Raw genomic sequence first — 14,544 nt, 5'->3', positions numbered from 1 at the left:
ATAATTATATTCTATCCACAAAAATATCATACATTTGCAGACGGGATACGAGGAGATTTCTTAAATTTATCCACATAGTTTTAAACAATTCAAATACTCATTAATGGAAAATCAGTCTGATGAAATACTATGGTCACTTTATCTGAAAGGGGACAAAGAAGCCCTTGAACAGATATACAGACGATACTATCCATTACTTTTGAATTACGGATGCAGACTCTCTTCCAATCAGGATATGGTACAGGATTGTATTCAGAATTTATTTATAAAACTGATGTCTAAATCACGTAACTTATCGGATACCCCATCTGTAAAAGGTTATCTGCTTAAAGCCTTCCGCAACAATTTGCTTGACAGCCTTGAAAAAGAAGAGAAGCACAATGATTTCATCTTTATCGACGAAATACCGGAAGTAGACCACGCTACGACCGAAGAAGAAACGGCCCTCAAAGAAGATATAAGTAATCTGTCGTCGGCCTATCAGGAACTTTCTGCCAAACAAAAAGAAATATTATATCTTTTTTATATCAAAGGCATATCTCACAAAGAGATCGCCGACATATTGAATATTAACTATCAATCAAGCAAAAACAGACTTTCTCAGTCACTCGTACAATTACGTAAAATATTTTTCCTGAATAAAAAATGACTTTTTTCGGTTTCTTACAAGTACCTTTTCTCGATTTCACCGTACTTATAATAGAGAGACAATGAAAAAAGCATGAATAAAACAGAAAACAACATACGAAAAACTTCTTTCAAAAAGGCCGGACAGGCATTGATCGATAATATACAGGAGGCCGAAAAGGTCGACCTGCAAAAAATTGAACAATCTCTGGAAGATCTAAAAAACAGATATCAGAGACGACACAAACAGAGAAGACTATGGCTTTATGCGGCTTCCGCTGCCGCTTCGGTATTGATAATAACCTTATCAATCAACTTTCTATATTCTCCTAACTCCTACGACTGGGACATATTAGCAACCTCCTTACTAAACGATAGCATACCTCACCAGGAGAAGGAGATCACCCTGATCACCCAAAACGACCGGATGAAACTTTCCAATGAAGCCTCTTTGGAATACAAAAAAAATGGGACACTACAGGTAAACAAAGAAAATGTTACTAAAGAAAGTTCTGTCCACAGCAAAGAAAAACTCAACCACATTATTGTCCCGAAAGGGAAAAGGGCTACTATAACCTTTTCAGACGGAACATCTATGTATATCAACTCCGGAAGTCATGTTATTTATCCTTCCGACTTTGAAAAAGACAAAAGGGAAATTCTTGTAGAAGGAGAAGTCTACCTGGAAGTAGCCAAGGACCCCAAACGTCCATTCTTCGTTAAGACAAAGGATTTCGATGTAAAAGTATTGGGCACAACGTTTAACGTATCCGCCTACAAAGACGATGCCATAGCTTCCGTTGTATTGGTAGAAGGTAAAGTGGAAGTGGATAACAACAATCACAAAACCACCATCAGACCGAATGAAAAAATCGCTATTACCCAAGGAGAATCAACAGTCAGTACTGTAGACGTAAATGAATATATTTCATGGAAAGATTATATCATGCTGTTTGCTGAGCATCGTGTCGGAGATGTATTTACACGTTTATCACGTTATTATGGTGTTCAAATTGAATACGAACCATCGATAGCTTCATATCTGGTTTCAGGAAAACTGGATTTAAAAAATGGTATAAACAACTCTCTGGATATTCTTACAGAGTTACTGGATATTAAATATGAGACCACCCCGGATGGAAATATCCGGATCTTTCAATAAATGTTTAACCTTAAAAAATATTTGCTTATGAAATAAACACACGAAATGAAAAGGGAATTCCACCTCTCCCCCTTAAGAGAGAATGTATTATGATACAAAAAAAGCCAGACAATACTGTCATATTGCCTGGCTCAGGATAGTATTAATCTAGTTCGTTACTAAAAAATACGTACAAATGTATGAAAAAACAAAAGAGTATCAAATCTAAAAGATTTAATTATCTAAAAAGTATTTGTTTAAGTAGCTGTTTATTATGTTTTGCAGGAGAAGCAGCTGCCAATTTCACAGAAAATTATTCAACACAAGTTTACTTCACTGTAAAAATGAATAACAAAACGGTACGGGATGTATTTTCCCATATCGAAAAAAACAGCGAATTCATTTTTATCTATCAAGGTACTAAAATCGACCTGGACAGAAAAGTATCCATAAATCTCAGTGACCAACCGGTTCAAGCAATCCTTCATGAAGTTTTTGCAGGAACAAATGAGACCTATTCCATAAAAGGCCGACAGATCATTGTCAAAAAAACACCGACAAAAGAAAACACCGAGGTGTTAAATTCCGATCAACAGAAAAAAACAGTGACAGGTTTATTAACCGACGCTGACGGGAATCCGGTTATCGGAGCAACAGTCACTATCAAAGGTACCACCCATGGTGTAACAACTGATATAGATGGTAAATATATACTCAATAACGTCAACGAAGGTGACGTTATTGAGTTCCGATATATCGGAACTCAATAACGTCAACGAAGGTGACGTTATTGAGTTCCGATATATCGGATTTAACACGGAAGAAAAAACCTATAAAGGCGAAGCATCCATCAACATCCGCATGATGGAAGCTACCGTAGGCCTGGAGGATGTTGTTGTTATCGGTTACGGTCAACAGAAAAAAGAGAGCGTTGTTTCTTCATTAAACACGATCGGACCGGCTGAGTTAAATGTAAAACAACGAAACTTGCGTAATACGTTGGCCGGACAAATAGCCGGTGTCATTGCCGTACAACGCAGTGGTGAACCAGGTAACGATGCAGCCGCATTCTATATTCGCGGACAAAGTTCATATGCCGGCGGAACATCCGCATTGGTATTAGTAGACGGTGTTCCCAGAAGTATGGACGATATCGACGTAGACGAAATCGAAAGTTTCACCGTTTTAAAAGATGCTGCAGCGACAGCCGTTTATGGTGCAGAAGGAGCTAATGGGGTTGTGTTGATTACTTCCAAACGAGGTAAAGCACAGAAAACATCTGTCAACTTCAGTGCACAATACAGTATTGTCACTCCGACACGCATGCCTGAAACATTAAATTCTTATGACTACCTGTCATTATATAATGAAGCATTGTGGAATGACCAGGGTAATCCGAACAAAGAATATTTCAATCCCCAATATTCCGACGAAACACTTGAAAAATACAGAACCGGGATAGACCGGGATCTATATCCTTCTGTAAACTGGTATGATTTACTACAGAATCACACACAAAGCCAGAGATATACGGTAAACTTCAGAGGTGGTTCCGAGAAAGTACGTTTTTTTGCTTCAGGAGCTTACTATTCAGAAGACGGTATCTTCGATTCTACTCCCAAAGAGGATTACAATGCCAATATCGGATTGCAACGTTTCAACCTGCGTTCCAACGTGGATATGGACCTGACAAAAACAACTCAACTATCTATCGATATGAGCGGCCAGTATTTGAAGAAAAATCAACCGGGATATACCTCAGATGAAATCTTCAATTATATCAGCCACTTCCCTGTACATGTTATTCCGATGTACTATTCCGACGGTACAGCCTCGGATCATGGTGCTCCCGGCTGGGGGGTTGAATATCAGCCATACAACATGTTAAACAATAGCGGATACAACAAAACATGGAGTGCTTTCTTACAAACCAAAGTGACGTTGAAGCAAGACCTAAAATTCATCACAGAAGGATTATCAGTAAAGGGGTCTGTCAGCTTTGATGCCGATTTCTATTCAACCATGAAGAGATCGAAAACTCCGCAAACCTTTTATGCATTAGGGAGAAATGAAGACGGAAGCCTCGATAAAAAAACAATCAAAGAAAGTTCTGCTTTAGGTAACCCCGCCATATCCGGTCGTGATGGTACGAAAAAGATCTACCTGGAAGCCTCTTTGGATTATCAACGTTCCTTCAATAAAGTACACGATGTAACCGGTATGGTATTGTACATGCAAAAAGAGACGCAATATCAGAATAGAGATAATGGTTTACAACTCTTACCGTATCGCAAACAAAGTGTGGTTGCCCGTGCGACTTACGGATACGATGACCGCTATATGCTGGAAGCCAGTATGGGTATGACCGGTAGTGAAAACTTTGCGCAAGGCCATAGATGGGGAATTTTCCCTGCCGTAGGTGCAGCTTGGTTTGTCAGCCATGAAAAGTTCATGAGAGGAGTGGAAGATTATATCAGTAAACTGAAATTAAGAGTTTCTTACGGTATAACCGGAAATGATAATATTGGTGAAGATACACGTTTCCCATACAGAGAAAATATTAATACAGGTCTTAACAGTTACAGTTTCGGACTAACACCAGGAGCCAATGGCGGAAAAGGGAACTCTCCTGGCAATGGGATTGCAGAAGGTAGCTTCGCCATGCCTAACCTGTCATGGGAAATTGAAAAGAAACTGAATACTGGTATCGACCTGGGGTTGTTCAGAGGTCGTGTCGATTTAAGTGCCGATTATTTCTATAACCGTCGTAGCGATATCTTATTGCAAAGAGAAACCGTTTCAAACGTTTCCGGTCTCCGGGTAAAGCCATACCAGAATTTCGGTATTGTTAGAAATCAGGGAGTCGATGCCAATCTTATTGTGAAACAAAAAGTAGGAAATGTAGATCTCTCTGCACGAGGTAACTTGACTTATGCAAAAAACAAGATTCTTGAACGAGACGAAATCCCTCAGAAATACGATTATCAGACATATACAGGAAACTCTATTGACAAGCCGTTGCTATATATAGCGGAAGGACTTTATACTCCGGATGATTTCAATATTACAACAAACGAATACGGCGGCCAAACTTATAAATTGAAAGACGGCCTACCCACCCCCGCAGCAAATGTTGCCCCTGGTGATATCAAATACAAAGATTTGAATAATGACGGTGTCATTGACTCTTATGACCGTACTTATGATCATAAATATTATCAAGCGACACCGGAAATCGTCTATGGATTCGGAGTAAATGCAGAATGGAAAGGATTCTTCGTTGGCGTCTTCTTTCAGGGAACAGCACATACATCCGCCAATATGTTAGCAAACAATTATGCCCTGCTTCCATTCACACAAGGGGTTGATAATGGGTCGGGCCGGACAGAAATTTCAGACCGCTGGCTAGCAGAGAGTCCATACAATCAAGATGTCTTTTTTCCACGTTTGCATACCAGCAACTTCAGTCATAACACACAAGCAAGTACCTGGTGGCATCGTAATGCTGGATTTCTCCGACTGAAGAACATCGAGATAGGTTATCAATTCAATGATAAAATACTCAAGCAACTCCGTATGAAAAATTTGAGAGTTTATTTGCAAGGGAACAATGTGGCAGTTTGGGATAACATCAAATTCTGGGATCCTGAATTAGGTAGTGCGAATTCAGGTGCCAAATATCCTATATGCAGCACATATTCTCTTGGATTAGAAGTCACATTTTAAAAACAACAAATATGAAATTCTTAAATAAAATAACATCAATTGCTTCTGCATGCTTTCTAACTTTAGCCCTCACAGGATGTAGTGATTATCTGGATGTATCGGATGAAGTGGCAGAAAACCTTACATTAGATGAAGTTTTCGATAACCCCAACTACATGCGCCGTTGGCATGGTAATTTGTTCAACAGTATTTCAGAATATTCCAGTATCGGTAAGAATAAAGCCAATGGATTTTCCGGGGTTTGGGTATCCATGTGTGGAGAAACAACACTTAGTGGTGTCGGTATGAGTGAAATGATATCCGGTTTCACTTCTGCTAATGCGCCATTCCAACAACGCTGGAAAGACTTATATCAATATATTCGTGATGCTAATATTTTTCTGGAAAGAGTAAATCCTAAAGGTAACATTAACGACCAATATCAATTAACGGAGGCAGATGTTAAGAGAATGAAGGCTGAAGCAAAATACCTTATCGCTTACAGTTATTTCTCACTCTTCGAACTGTATGGCCCGGTTCCTATCCTGGATGAACTAGCCGATCCGGAAGATAAAGGCCTGGATTATGCCAGAGCATCCGTGGATGAAACCGTTGAATACATCGATAACTTATTAAAAGAAGTCATCGAATCCGGTGACCTGCCTGAATCAATTATCCAGAATCATTCAGCTACCGGAAACGACCGGTACAATCTGAATGAGATCGTCCGTCCGACAGTGACTGCTGCTAAAGCATTAAGAGCCAAGCTTTGGGTATATGCAGCTTCGCCGCTATTCAATGGTGGTTACAAAGAAACACTGGATGTTGCCAATACCGACGGTAAAAAAATATTTGCTTCTTACGATGCCAACAGATGGCTCACCGCTAAAAGCCGCCTGGAAGATCTATTGAATAATGCAGAACAAAACAAGCACACCTTGTTTACCGTATATAATACAGACGGAACCATTAATCCGGATGAATCGGTCTATCAATTATTCCAAAACTACAATGACGAAATATTGTGGGCTACCGGAGATAACCTTTGGAACGGTTCGACAATGGAACAGAACACCAACCCCAGAGACTGTTACACAGGTTGGGGATATCTTGGAGTTTCTCAGAATTTAGTGGATGCCTTCTTCGTTAAAGACGGATTAACAATCGACGATCCAGGTAGCATGTATAAAGAAAACGGTTTTACCGATGTCGTTAACCCATGTAACGAAAACAAGCGGGTAGATACAAATGTATTCAATATGTATGCCAACCGCGAACCTCGTTTCTATGCCGGTGTAGGATATGAAGGTAAAAGCTGGCATATTCAACCGGTCGGAAGACCCGATTACACAATCGGATTTGCCAAAGGGGAAGGTTGCGACAACTCATCTGCCGATAACCCTCGTACCGGTTACCTGCCAACTAAATTCAAAAACCGCCAAATCCTGTTTACCGGAAACTATTTGAAGGCCTGGGCACGTCCTTCCATTCTATTCCGTTTGGCAGACTTTTATCTGTACTATGCAGAAGTTTGTAATGAAATAGACCCGAACGATCCCAATATCATCAAATACCTGGATATGGTAAGACAACGTGCCGGTATTCCCGGATATAAGGAACTGGCCGCTTCCGGTAAAAAGAATATTATCGGCAATCAGGAACTGCAACGAAAAATGATTCAACGCGAACGTACTGTTGAATTGTTTATGGAAGGACAACACTACTTCGACATCCGGCGCTGGATGATTTGCGGAGAAGGTGAAGAGGCAGATCAAAGCGTTCTCCATTCAATGAATATGAACGGATACAAAGACCAACCGATCGGAGCCAACAATTCTTTCTTTACCCGCATCGTTCTTGAAAACCGTGCCTGGAGACGTGCCATGTACCTTTATCCGATACCACAGGATGAAATACAAAAAAGCCGGCTTCTGGTACAGAACCCTCTTTGGTAACAACTAATTAATTATAAAACAGATAAGCCTTATACTAGATAGTTTAGTATAGGGCTTATTCTCTCTTAAATCATATATCATGAAACAAAAAAGATACTTTATTCTTATTCTATCAGGGTTATTCTTTTGCTTTGCTAGTTGCATACACGGAAATAACCCGGATAAAGGCAACGGAAAAGCAAAGACAATCACCTTCCGCGGCATTTATGCCGACGACCCTGCCGGACAGGAAGGTCTGTATAATCCGGAAAGAGGCTTCCGATTGGAAATAGCAGTCGACATTGCCAGCGGGAAAGATGTCTGGAACCCTAAACAATTCCCCGACATAACCAGCCATTTAGAATCAGAGTCCGCTATCTATGCATCAGACAGTGTCAGCCTGGTTCAAAGTTATTTTTATCTCACCGGATTCGTAGGAAAAGACTTATCGGAAGATGCTTTTACCACAATGGATACCTATTTCAACAAACTAAGAGAATTAGGTAAAAAAGCAGTATTGCGATTTGCTTATGAAACCGCCTTTATGGGAAGAGCGGGAAGCGGCCCTACCCTGGAAGATGTGCTCCGCCATATGGAACAACTGAAACCATTCCTTGCACAAAACACAGATGTCATTCAAGTTGTGCAAGCCGGATTCATCGGTGCATGGGGCGAATGGCACAGTTCATACCACGGACTGGAAAGCACAAACGACAGTAAGCGTACTATCCTGGAAAAGATAGTCTGGATGACTCCGGAAAACAGAATGGTGCAAGTAAGAGTCCCGGAATATAAAAACCTGATAAACAAAGAAAGTAAATCATATAACAGAGTTTCTTTCCATGATGATTTCATCATTATAAAACCTCATAAATGGGACGGAAACATGCATGAAGGAACTCCTTATTTCAACCAAATCGTCGAAGAAAGTCCTTATTTAGCCGTAGACGGAGAACTTCCCTGGGGTACCTGGAGTATGAATGAAGATCCCGACAATCCGGAAGCCGGATGGATTATCGACGGCAAAGCGACAGCCAGACAGCTTTTCCTTCAGCATTATACTTCGCTCAGTGCCATTCATAATTACAAGGAAAAAGGGACCAAAGATAAATATTCAATGATGTATTGGAAAGAAACTCCTGTGGAAGAAACATTCTTATCTGAAAACCATATGCCCGTTTCCGACCATTACTTTAAAAATCAGGACGGAAGTCCGGCTACACGAAACGTATTCGATTATATCCGGGATCATCTGGGTTACCGGCTGGAATTACAACAACTCAAAATAAACGGAACCCTGGTAGCCGGAAAAGAAATCTCGCTGGATCTTTCGCTGATTAACAGAGGTTTTTCTACCTTATTCAATGAGCATCCCGTTTATTTTGTTCTGGTCGATGAGCAGGACCGGGTTACAGAGTTACTGACCGAGACGAACGTCAACAGCTTCCAACCATACCAACCCACAGATCCGGAGTGTAAACCTTTGCTTCATACCATCAAAGGACAATTTACTATTCCGGAAAATCTGAAAACGGGCAAATATAGAGTAGGCCTATGGATACCGGATGGTTCCGAACGTCTGAAATATAATAACCGGTATGCCATTCGTTGTGCCAACGGAGATACAGAATGGTGGAATTCATCCGACAAGAAATACGGAATCAACATCTTAACGACATTAAAGATAACACACCGCTGACCTGTTAGCCGGTCGGATTAATCCTTTATCTGGCCGGCAACACATTCCTCATCATATCGGCAAAAATAGCCGCCATCTTTCGCTGAATGAACTTCTCTTTTCCCCGTTGCGGATGCCAGCCATATGTAACACCATCCGTTTCCTGGGTATCCTGAGCATAGATCAGACTAAACTGGTTACCGGTTACCGGATGGAGAACATTTTTAGAAAACCCGATATACTTATCAAATTCAATAAGCGGAAATCCCCATTTAGAGGCGAGTCGACGGATAGACGAGTTATACACAGTACGGGCATCGTGCCAATGAGTACAGAAAATAATATTTACAGGCTTACCGTATTTATTCCCGTAATATCTGGAATGCTCATTGAATTGTTGATTATAACAATCGATTATATAACGTTTGATGACATAATCGTATGCCGCCGCATAATTGGAACGGTCGAAAGGAGTTGAATAATCAGTATATTTCTCTTTTAGCTGCGTCTCGTCAAATACATCTTTATCATGCACATGCATAATGATAAATGCATCGACCTCATCCAGCTCCTCCAAAGAATAAAGAGTGCCATCTTCCATTTTATTGGCTGTATTCGCAATCGCTTCCGCACCTACCGCCCGGTTTACAGGTACGGCGTCCAAAGATTCACATCCCAATTCAAACCATCCATTCTCCGGGGAAGCAAAAGAAGCCCCGGTCAACAATAAGGTATATTTCGCAGAATGGACATTTTCCTGTCCGAATAAAGGCATTACACTCAACAGTACGACAAATATTAAAAACAGTTTTTTCATCATATCTATAGAATTTTTAGATTATCCCATTAGCAAAAATACATCATATTGATATAAAAACATCACGTATGTCCGCTTATTATTAACGAATCCAAGAAAATGTATTACATTTGCACGTTTTAATTTTTAATTCAATCGATATAGACCATGAAACTTGCTTCAATTCTTCATTGTTGCGTGCTTGCATTTTGTATTTGTTCATGCAACAAACAACCAGTTCAACAAACAAACGGAGATATACTTATTGCAGACTCCCTATTGAACAATATCCTTACGAAATACAACGTTGAAAAGTATGGATTACTTTCAGAGACTTATCCTGTCAATCCGGAAAACACCGTCACTTATCTTGCCGAAGGGACCGAACAGAAAAAGGGACAGGAAGTATCTTTCCTATGGCCTTATTCCGGTATGTTGTCCGGTTGTATCTCGCTGTATGAGGTCACCGGAAATGAGAAATACCTGAAAATACTGGAAGAACGCATCCTTCCCGGGCTTGAAAAATACTGGGACGACACACGCACCCCGTTCTGCTATCAAAGTTATCCGATGTTTAACGGTGAAAGCGACCGTTTTTACGATGATAACGACTGGCTTGCCATTGATTACTGCAACCTATATGCACTCACCCAAAACGAACGCTATCTGAAAAAAGCAGAAGAATTATATGCTTATATTTTCAGCGGATGGGACGATGTGTTGGGCGGAGGTATCTATTGGTGCGAACAGAAAAAGACATCCAAAAATACCTGTTCAAATGCGCCCGCTACCGTTTTATGTATGAAACTGTATAATCTGACAAAAGACCGGAAGTATCTGGAACAGGCTGTAGCAACCTACAACTGGACAAAGGCAAACCTCTGTGACCCGGCAGATCATGTCTATTGGGACAATATCGGACTCGATAAAACGATCGGCAAAGCCAAGTTCACATATAACAGCGGACAGATGATCCAGGCAGGCGTACTCCTTTACCAGGCAACTTCAGACGAAGCCTTCCTGAAGGATGCACAAAACACGGCAAAAGGAGCTTATAAACATTTTTTGCAGAAACGCACTGGTATTAATGGAAAAGATGCTTATTTTTACCCCTCAAATCCGTGGTTCAATGTCATTTTATTGCGCGGTCTTCTTGCTTTGGCTAAAGTGGATAACAAGTATGAATTTGTTAATACCATGGCGGATAACGCCCGTTATGCCTGGCAATATACACGGGATGAAAACGGATTCCTTGGAAACGACTGGGCCGGGATTGATAATAAAAAGTTCAAATGGCTGTTAGACAACGCCTGTATGATCGAACTTTTTGCAGAAACAGGTAACATTCAATAAATAAAATAATAAACCCATGACTACACGTAGAAACTTTCTAAAATCCGGAGGTTTGTCTTTGGCAGGTCTGTTGGTCGGGCAGAAATCATTTGCTCATTTAGCAGAATCGGCAACACCAGGCGCCCCTCTCGTATCTAACACATTACAGTACACTTGCCAGCGTCCGGCACCGGAAAAACGCCAGTTCACTTCCGCAGCAGTCGAAAAGGCAATCCAGGCGACAAAAGCCAAGCTGAAAGATCCGAAACTGGCATGGATGTTCGAGAATTGTTTTCCCAACACACTCGACACGACTTGTGAGCACAAAATGGTGAACGGTAAACCCGACACTTTCGTCCTTACCGGCGATATCCACGCGATGTGGTTGCGCGATTCATCCGCACAGGTTTTCCCGCATATTATTTTTGCAAACGAAGATCCGAAAGTAAAAACAATGTTGGCAGGTGTTATCAACCGCCAGACCTGGTGCATCAATATCGATCCGTACGCCAACGGCTTCAACGAAGGCCCGACAGGCAGCGAATGGGAAAGCGACCGGACAGATATGAAAAAAGAACTTCATGAGCGTAAATGGGAAATCGACTCACTCTGTTATCCGATCCGCCTGGCTTATCACTTCTGGAAGAAGACCGGCGACACCTCTCCTTTCGATGCTGAATGGGAAAAGGCAATGAAAAGCGTCTACAAAACGTTTATCGAACAACAACGCAAGGACGGACTCGGCCCGTATCGTTTCTCCCGTAAGACAGACCGTCAGGGCGATACATTGCTGAACGACGGCTACGGTAGCCCGGTAAACCCTGTCGGATTGATCGTATCTTCTTTCCGTCCATCTGACGACGCGACCCTGTTCGGTTTCCTGATCCCGTCGAATATGTTTGCCGTCACTTCACTCCGCCAGCTGGCTGAGATGATGCGCGACATCAAAAAGGATAACGACTTTGCCCGCCAGTGCGACTCATTAGCCGACGAAGTTGCTGCCGCCATCGAAAAATACGGAATCGTAGAACACCCTGAATTCGGAAAAGTATATGCTTTCGAAGCAGACGGTTTCCATAACCATGTATTCATGGACGATGCCAACGTACCCAGCTTGCTGGCTATGCCTTATCTGGGATGCATCGACGTGAACGATCCGGTCTACCAAAATACCCGTAAACTGGTTTTAAGCCCGATGAATCCTTATTTCTACAAAGGGAAAGCCGGTGAAGGTATCGGAGGTCCGCACATTGGATTCGACTTTATCTGGCCGATGAGTATCATTATGCGTTGCAATACCACCAACGATAAAGAAGAAATACGTCATTGCGTCAAAATGCTTCGTGATACGGACGGCGATACCGGTTTCATGCACGAATCGTTCCACAAAGACGATCCAAAAAACTTTACCCGGTCCTGGTTTGCATGGGTAAATACCCTGTTCGGAGAAATGATCTACCGCCTGGTAAAGGAAGGAAAAACAGATATTCTGAACAATCTGGGATAATAGAAAATAATAAAGTTATCCAAGGCTATTTATCAAACAAGGCAAAACCTTGTTTGATAAATAGTTCCTGTAAACTATCACTATCTTCCAGTCTCATTAAGCCAAACCCTATGACCAACTAATCGTTAACTCCCGGCTTTGTATAACTACCCTGTACAAGATAATCCGCCAACCTGTACATCCTAAAGAAACACCCTGTACACCTTGTCCCGGCACCCTGTACGCCCTGGTAAAAAAGAGTCCTGACCTTTGAATTTGTTTATAGGGAGAAAGAAATTACTTTCCCGGCTTCCTCCACCTAGTTAGTCTTATTTCCCATTTGCCTTAAAAGGTATTCTACATTAATAAAATGCCGGGTATATTCCGCATGCATCTTTCTTGCAACTGAACAGCTGGATGCCATCCGGGCAAGAAACTGTAAATGCTTCCCCAGGGAAGTATTCATTTCTAATCGCTGCGTTTTGGGGATACTGTCCTGTACGGAATAAACTCCGCAGGCCATTTGTATTTCTAATAATCCTTCGTCCCAGGAGTGTTGCGTATATTTACATAAAAATCCGAGGTTTCTCTTCAGGTCTTTGCTAAGTATACTCAATATTTCAAAATCGGTGCGTTTAGGAGAGCATGCACTCGGATTGACCAGACGGGCCAGTTTGAGGTAAAAATCTTTTAGTTCTTCTTCAGAAAAAGGAGAGGGGTTTCCACTTAACCTTTGCAGGTCTTCACTTTGTTGGGCAGTTAAAAAATCTGTGTCCATACCTAGTTAATATTAGATGTGAAGGCGAAGATTTTCTGAATATAAGAGCGGTTCCGCCTGTCCCGTTGCATTTCACCCCAAAAGGCAGTAGATACATTAATATTCCACACGGGGGTACGGAACCGCCATATAGAATGAGCGTAAGCGGACATAAAAATGCCCGCCACGGAAATTGGCAGGTTTCCCTACCTTTTGGAATGAAATGCACGACAAATGTACGATAATAATTAAAGGGTGCAACAAAAAACACTTCAAAATTTATAGGAAGATACATTTAGCTACATTCTTTTCTATCTTTGTAAAATTAAATACACAATAGCCTTATGAAAAAGAAATTAGTCGTACTGACCGGCGCAGGCATGAGTGCCGAAAGCGGTATTTCGACCTTTCGCGACTCCGATGGTCTTTGGGAAAAATACCGGGTGGAAGACGTTGCAACCCCCGAAGGCTTTGCCTCCAACCCCGAACTGGTCCTCAACTTCTATAACCAGAGACGCAGGGAATTGCTCAACACCAAGCCCAACGCGGGACATATCGGACTGGCTGAATTGGAAAAGAATTTCGATGTGCATATCATTACACAAAATATCGATAACCTGCATGAACAGGCAGGAAGTAGCGATGTGATCCATTTACACGGCGAACTGATGAAGGCCTGTTCCGTACGGGACCTGAACACGACCTACGACCTTTCTCCGGAAAATCCGGATATCCATATCGGCGATAAAGATCCTCACGGCATACAGCTCCGCCCTTTCATTGTCTGGTTCGGTGAAGCGGTCCCGATGATCGACCCCGCAATCCATATGGTCGAGTCGTGCGATATCTTTGTCGTAATAGGAACCTCCCTCAACGTCTACCCGGCTGCCGGATTACTGAATTACGTACGCCGCGGCCAACCCATCTACCTGATAGACCCGAAAGAAATAAAAACCTACCGCAACGATATCCGCTTTATCCAGAAAGGAGCATCCGAAGGGGTGAAAGAATTAACAGAAATATTGAAAGACAACAATGCCGTTTAAGCAGAAGTTGCTTATCTTTGTATAGGATAATAGATTAAAGAA

The 14,544-nt window shown here is 41.7% G+C and carries 11 protein-coding genes; 9 read left to right on the top strand and 2 right to left on the bottom strand.

Annotated elements, in window-relative coordinates:
- Window positions 1-103: 103 nt before the first annotated feature.
- The 6 genes from DWW23_RS20840 (at window position 104) to DWW23_RS20820 (ending at window position 9,106) form a co-directional block, all read left to right on the top strand.
- Window positions 104-649, top strand: coding sequence for an RNA polymerase sigma factor (locus DWW23_RS20840; RefSeq protein ID WP_122355794.1), 546 nt, complete (start codon window positions 104-106; stop codon window positions 647-649).
- Between the two features lie 72 nt (window positions 650-721).
- Window positions 722-1,789, top strand: a complete 1,068-nt coding sequence (locus DWW23_RS20835) for a FecR domain-containing protein (RefSeq protein WP_122355792.1) — start codon at window positions 722-724, stop codon at window positions 1,787-1,789.
- Window positions 1,790-1,968: 179 nt separating this feature from the next.
- A complete protein-coding gene (locus DWW23_RS26815; protein WP_233564412.1) occupies window positions 1,969-2,538 on the top strand; it encodes an STN domain-containing protein in 570 nt (189 codons plus the stop codon).
- Window positions 2,468-5,494 carry a TonB-dependent receptor gene (locus DWW23_RS20830; protein WP_233564411.1) on the top strand — a complete coding sequence of 1,009 codons (3,027 nt, stop codon included), beginning with the start codon at window positions 2,468-2,470 and terminating at the stop codon, window positions 5,492-5,494. The genes DWW23_RS26815 and DWW23_RS20830 overlap by 71 nt, the downstream gene beginning before the upstream one ends.
- Before the next feature lie 11 nt (window positions 5,495-5,505).
- Entirely contained in the window at window positions 5,506-7,428 is a 1,923-nt protein-coding gene (locus tag DWW23_RS20825; protein WP_122355790.1) for a RagB/SusD family nutrient uptake outer membrane protein, read from the top strand.
- 79 nt (window positions 7,429-7,507) lie between these two features.
- Window positions 7,508-9,106, top strand: a complete 1,599-nt coding sequence (locus DWW23_RS20820) for a DUF4874 domain-containing protein (protein WP_122355788.1) — start codon at window positions 7,508-7,510, stop codon at window positions 9,104-9,106.
- Between the two features lie 25 nt (window positions 9,107-9,131).
- Here DWW23_RS20820 and DWW23_RS20815 read toward each other — a convergent pair whose 3' ends face one another.
- Window positions 9,132-9,905 (bottom strand): DUF5040 domain-containing protein, encoded by a 774-nt coding sequence (locus DWW23_RS20815; protein WP_187576567.1) that lies wholly within the window; start codon window positions 9,903-9,905, stop codon window positions 9,132-9,134.
- A gap of 144 nt (window positions 9,906-10,049) precedes the next feature.
- Between DWW23_RS20815 and DWW23_RS20810 the strand changes: the two genes are divergently transcribed.
- Window positions 10,050-11,234 (top strand): glycoside hydrolase family 76 protein, encoded by a 1,185-nt coding sequence (locus tag DWW23_RS20810; protein ID WP_122355786.1) that lies wholly within the window; start codon window positions 10,050-10,052, stop codon window positions 11,232-11,234.
- A gap of 16 nt (window positions 11,235-11,250) precedes the next feature.
- Window positions 11,251-12,720 (top strand): glycoside hydrolase family 125 protein, encoded by a 1,470-nt coding sequence (locus DWW23_RS20805; protein ID WP_122355784.1) that lies wholly within the window; start codon window positions 11,251-11,253, stop codon window positions 12,718-12,720.
- A 298-nt stretch (window positions 12,721-13,018) separates the two neighbouring features.
- On the opposite strand, the gene DWW23_RS20800 is transcribed toward DWW23_RS20805, so the two are convergent.
- Window positions 13,019-13,477, bottom strand: a complete 459-nt coding sequence (locus tag DWW23_RS20800) for a hypothetical protein (protein ID WP_122355782.1) — start codon at window positions 13,475-13,477, stop codon at window positions 13,019-13,021.
- Window positions 13,478-13,800: 323 nt separating this feature from the next.
- Between DWW23_RS20800 and DWW23_RS20795 the strand changes: the two genes are divergently transcribed.
- Window positions 13,801-14,502 carry an NAD-dependent deacylase gene (locus DWW23_RS20795; RefSeq protein ID WP_122355780.1) on the top strand — a complete coding sequence of 234 codons (702 nt, stop codon included), beginning with the start codon at window positions 13,801-13,803 and terminating at the stop codon, window positions 14,500-14,502.
- Window positions 14,503-14,544: the final 42 nt, after the last annotated feature.

The organism is Parabacteroides sp. AF14-59 (assembly GCF_003479515.1).
Lineage (GTDB): Bacteria > Bacteroidota > Bacteroidia > Bacteroidales > Tannerellaceae > Parabacteroides > Parabacteroides faecis.
The sequence above is the reverse complement of the archived record's forward strand: the minus strand, read 5'-3'. Positions and strand labels throughout refer to the sequence as shown.

Coding starts and splice junctions, on each gene's coding strand:
- DWW23_RS20840 (WP_122355794.1), top strand. CDS start 104: ATGGAAAATCAGTCTGATGAAATACTATGGTCACTTTATCTGAAAGGG.
- DWW23_RS20835 (WP_122355792.1), top strand. CDS start 722: ATGAATAAAACAGAAAACAACATACGAAAAACTTCTTTCAAAAAGGCC.
- DWW23_RS26815 (WP_233564412.1), top strand. CDS start 1,969: ATGAAAAAACAAAAGAGTATCAAATCTAAAAGATTTAATTATCTAAAA.
- DWW23_RS20830 (WP_233564411.1), top strand. CDS start 2,468: ATGGTAAATATATACTCAATAACGTCAACGAAGGTGACGTTATTGAGT.
- DWW23_RS20825 (WP_122355790.1), top strand. CDS start 5,506: ATGAAATTCTTAAATAAAATAACATCAATTGCTTCTGCATGCTTTCTA.
- DWW23_RS20820 (WP_122355788.1), top strand. CDS start 7,508: ATGAAACAAAAAAGATACTTTATTCTTATTCTATCAGGGTTATTCTTT.
- DWW23_RS20815 (WP_187576567.1), bottom strand. CDS start 9,905: ATGATGAAAAAACTGTTTTTAATATTTGTCGTACTGTTGAGTGTAATG.
- DWW23_RS20810 (WP_122355786.1), top strand. CDS start 10,050: ATGAAACTTGCTTCAATTCTTCATTGTTGCGTGCTTGCATTTTGTATT.
- DWW23_RS20805 (WP_122355784.1), top strand. CDS start 11,251: ATGACTACACGTAGAAACTTTCTAAAATCCGGAGGTTTGTCTTTGGCA.
- DWW23_RS20800 (WP_122355782.1), bottom strand. CDS start 13,477: ATGGACACAGATTTTTTAACTGCCCAACAAAGTGAAGACCTGCAAAGG.
- DWW23_RS20795 (WP_122355780.1), top strand. CDS start 13,801: ATGAAAAAGAAATTAGTCGTACTGACCGGCGCAGGCATGAGTGCCGAA.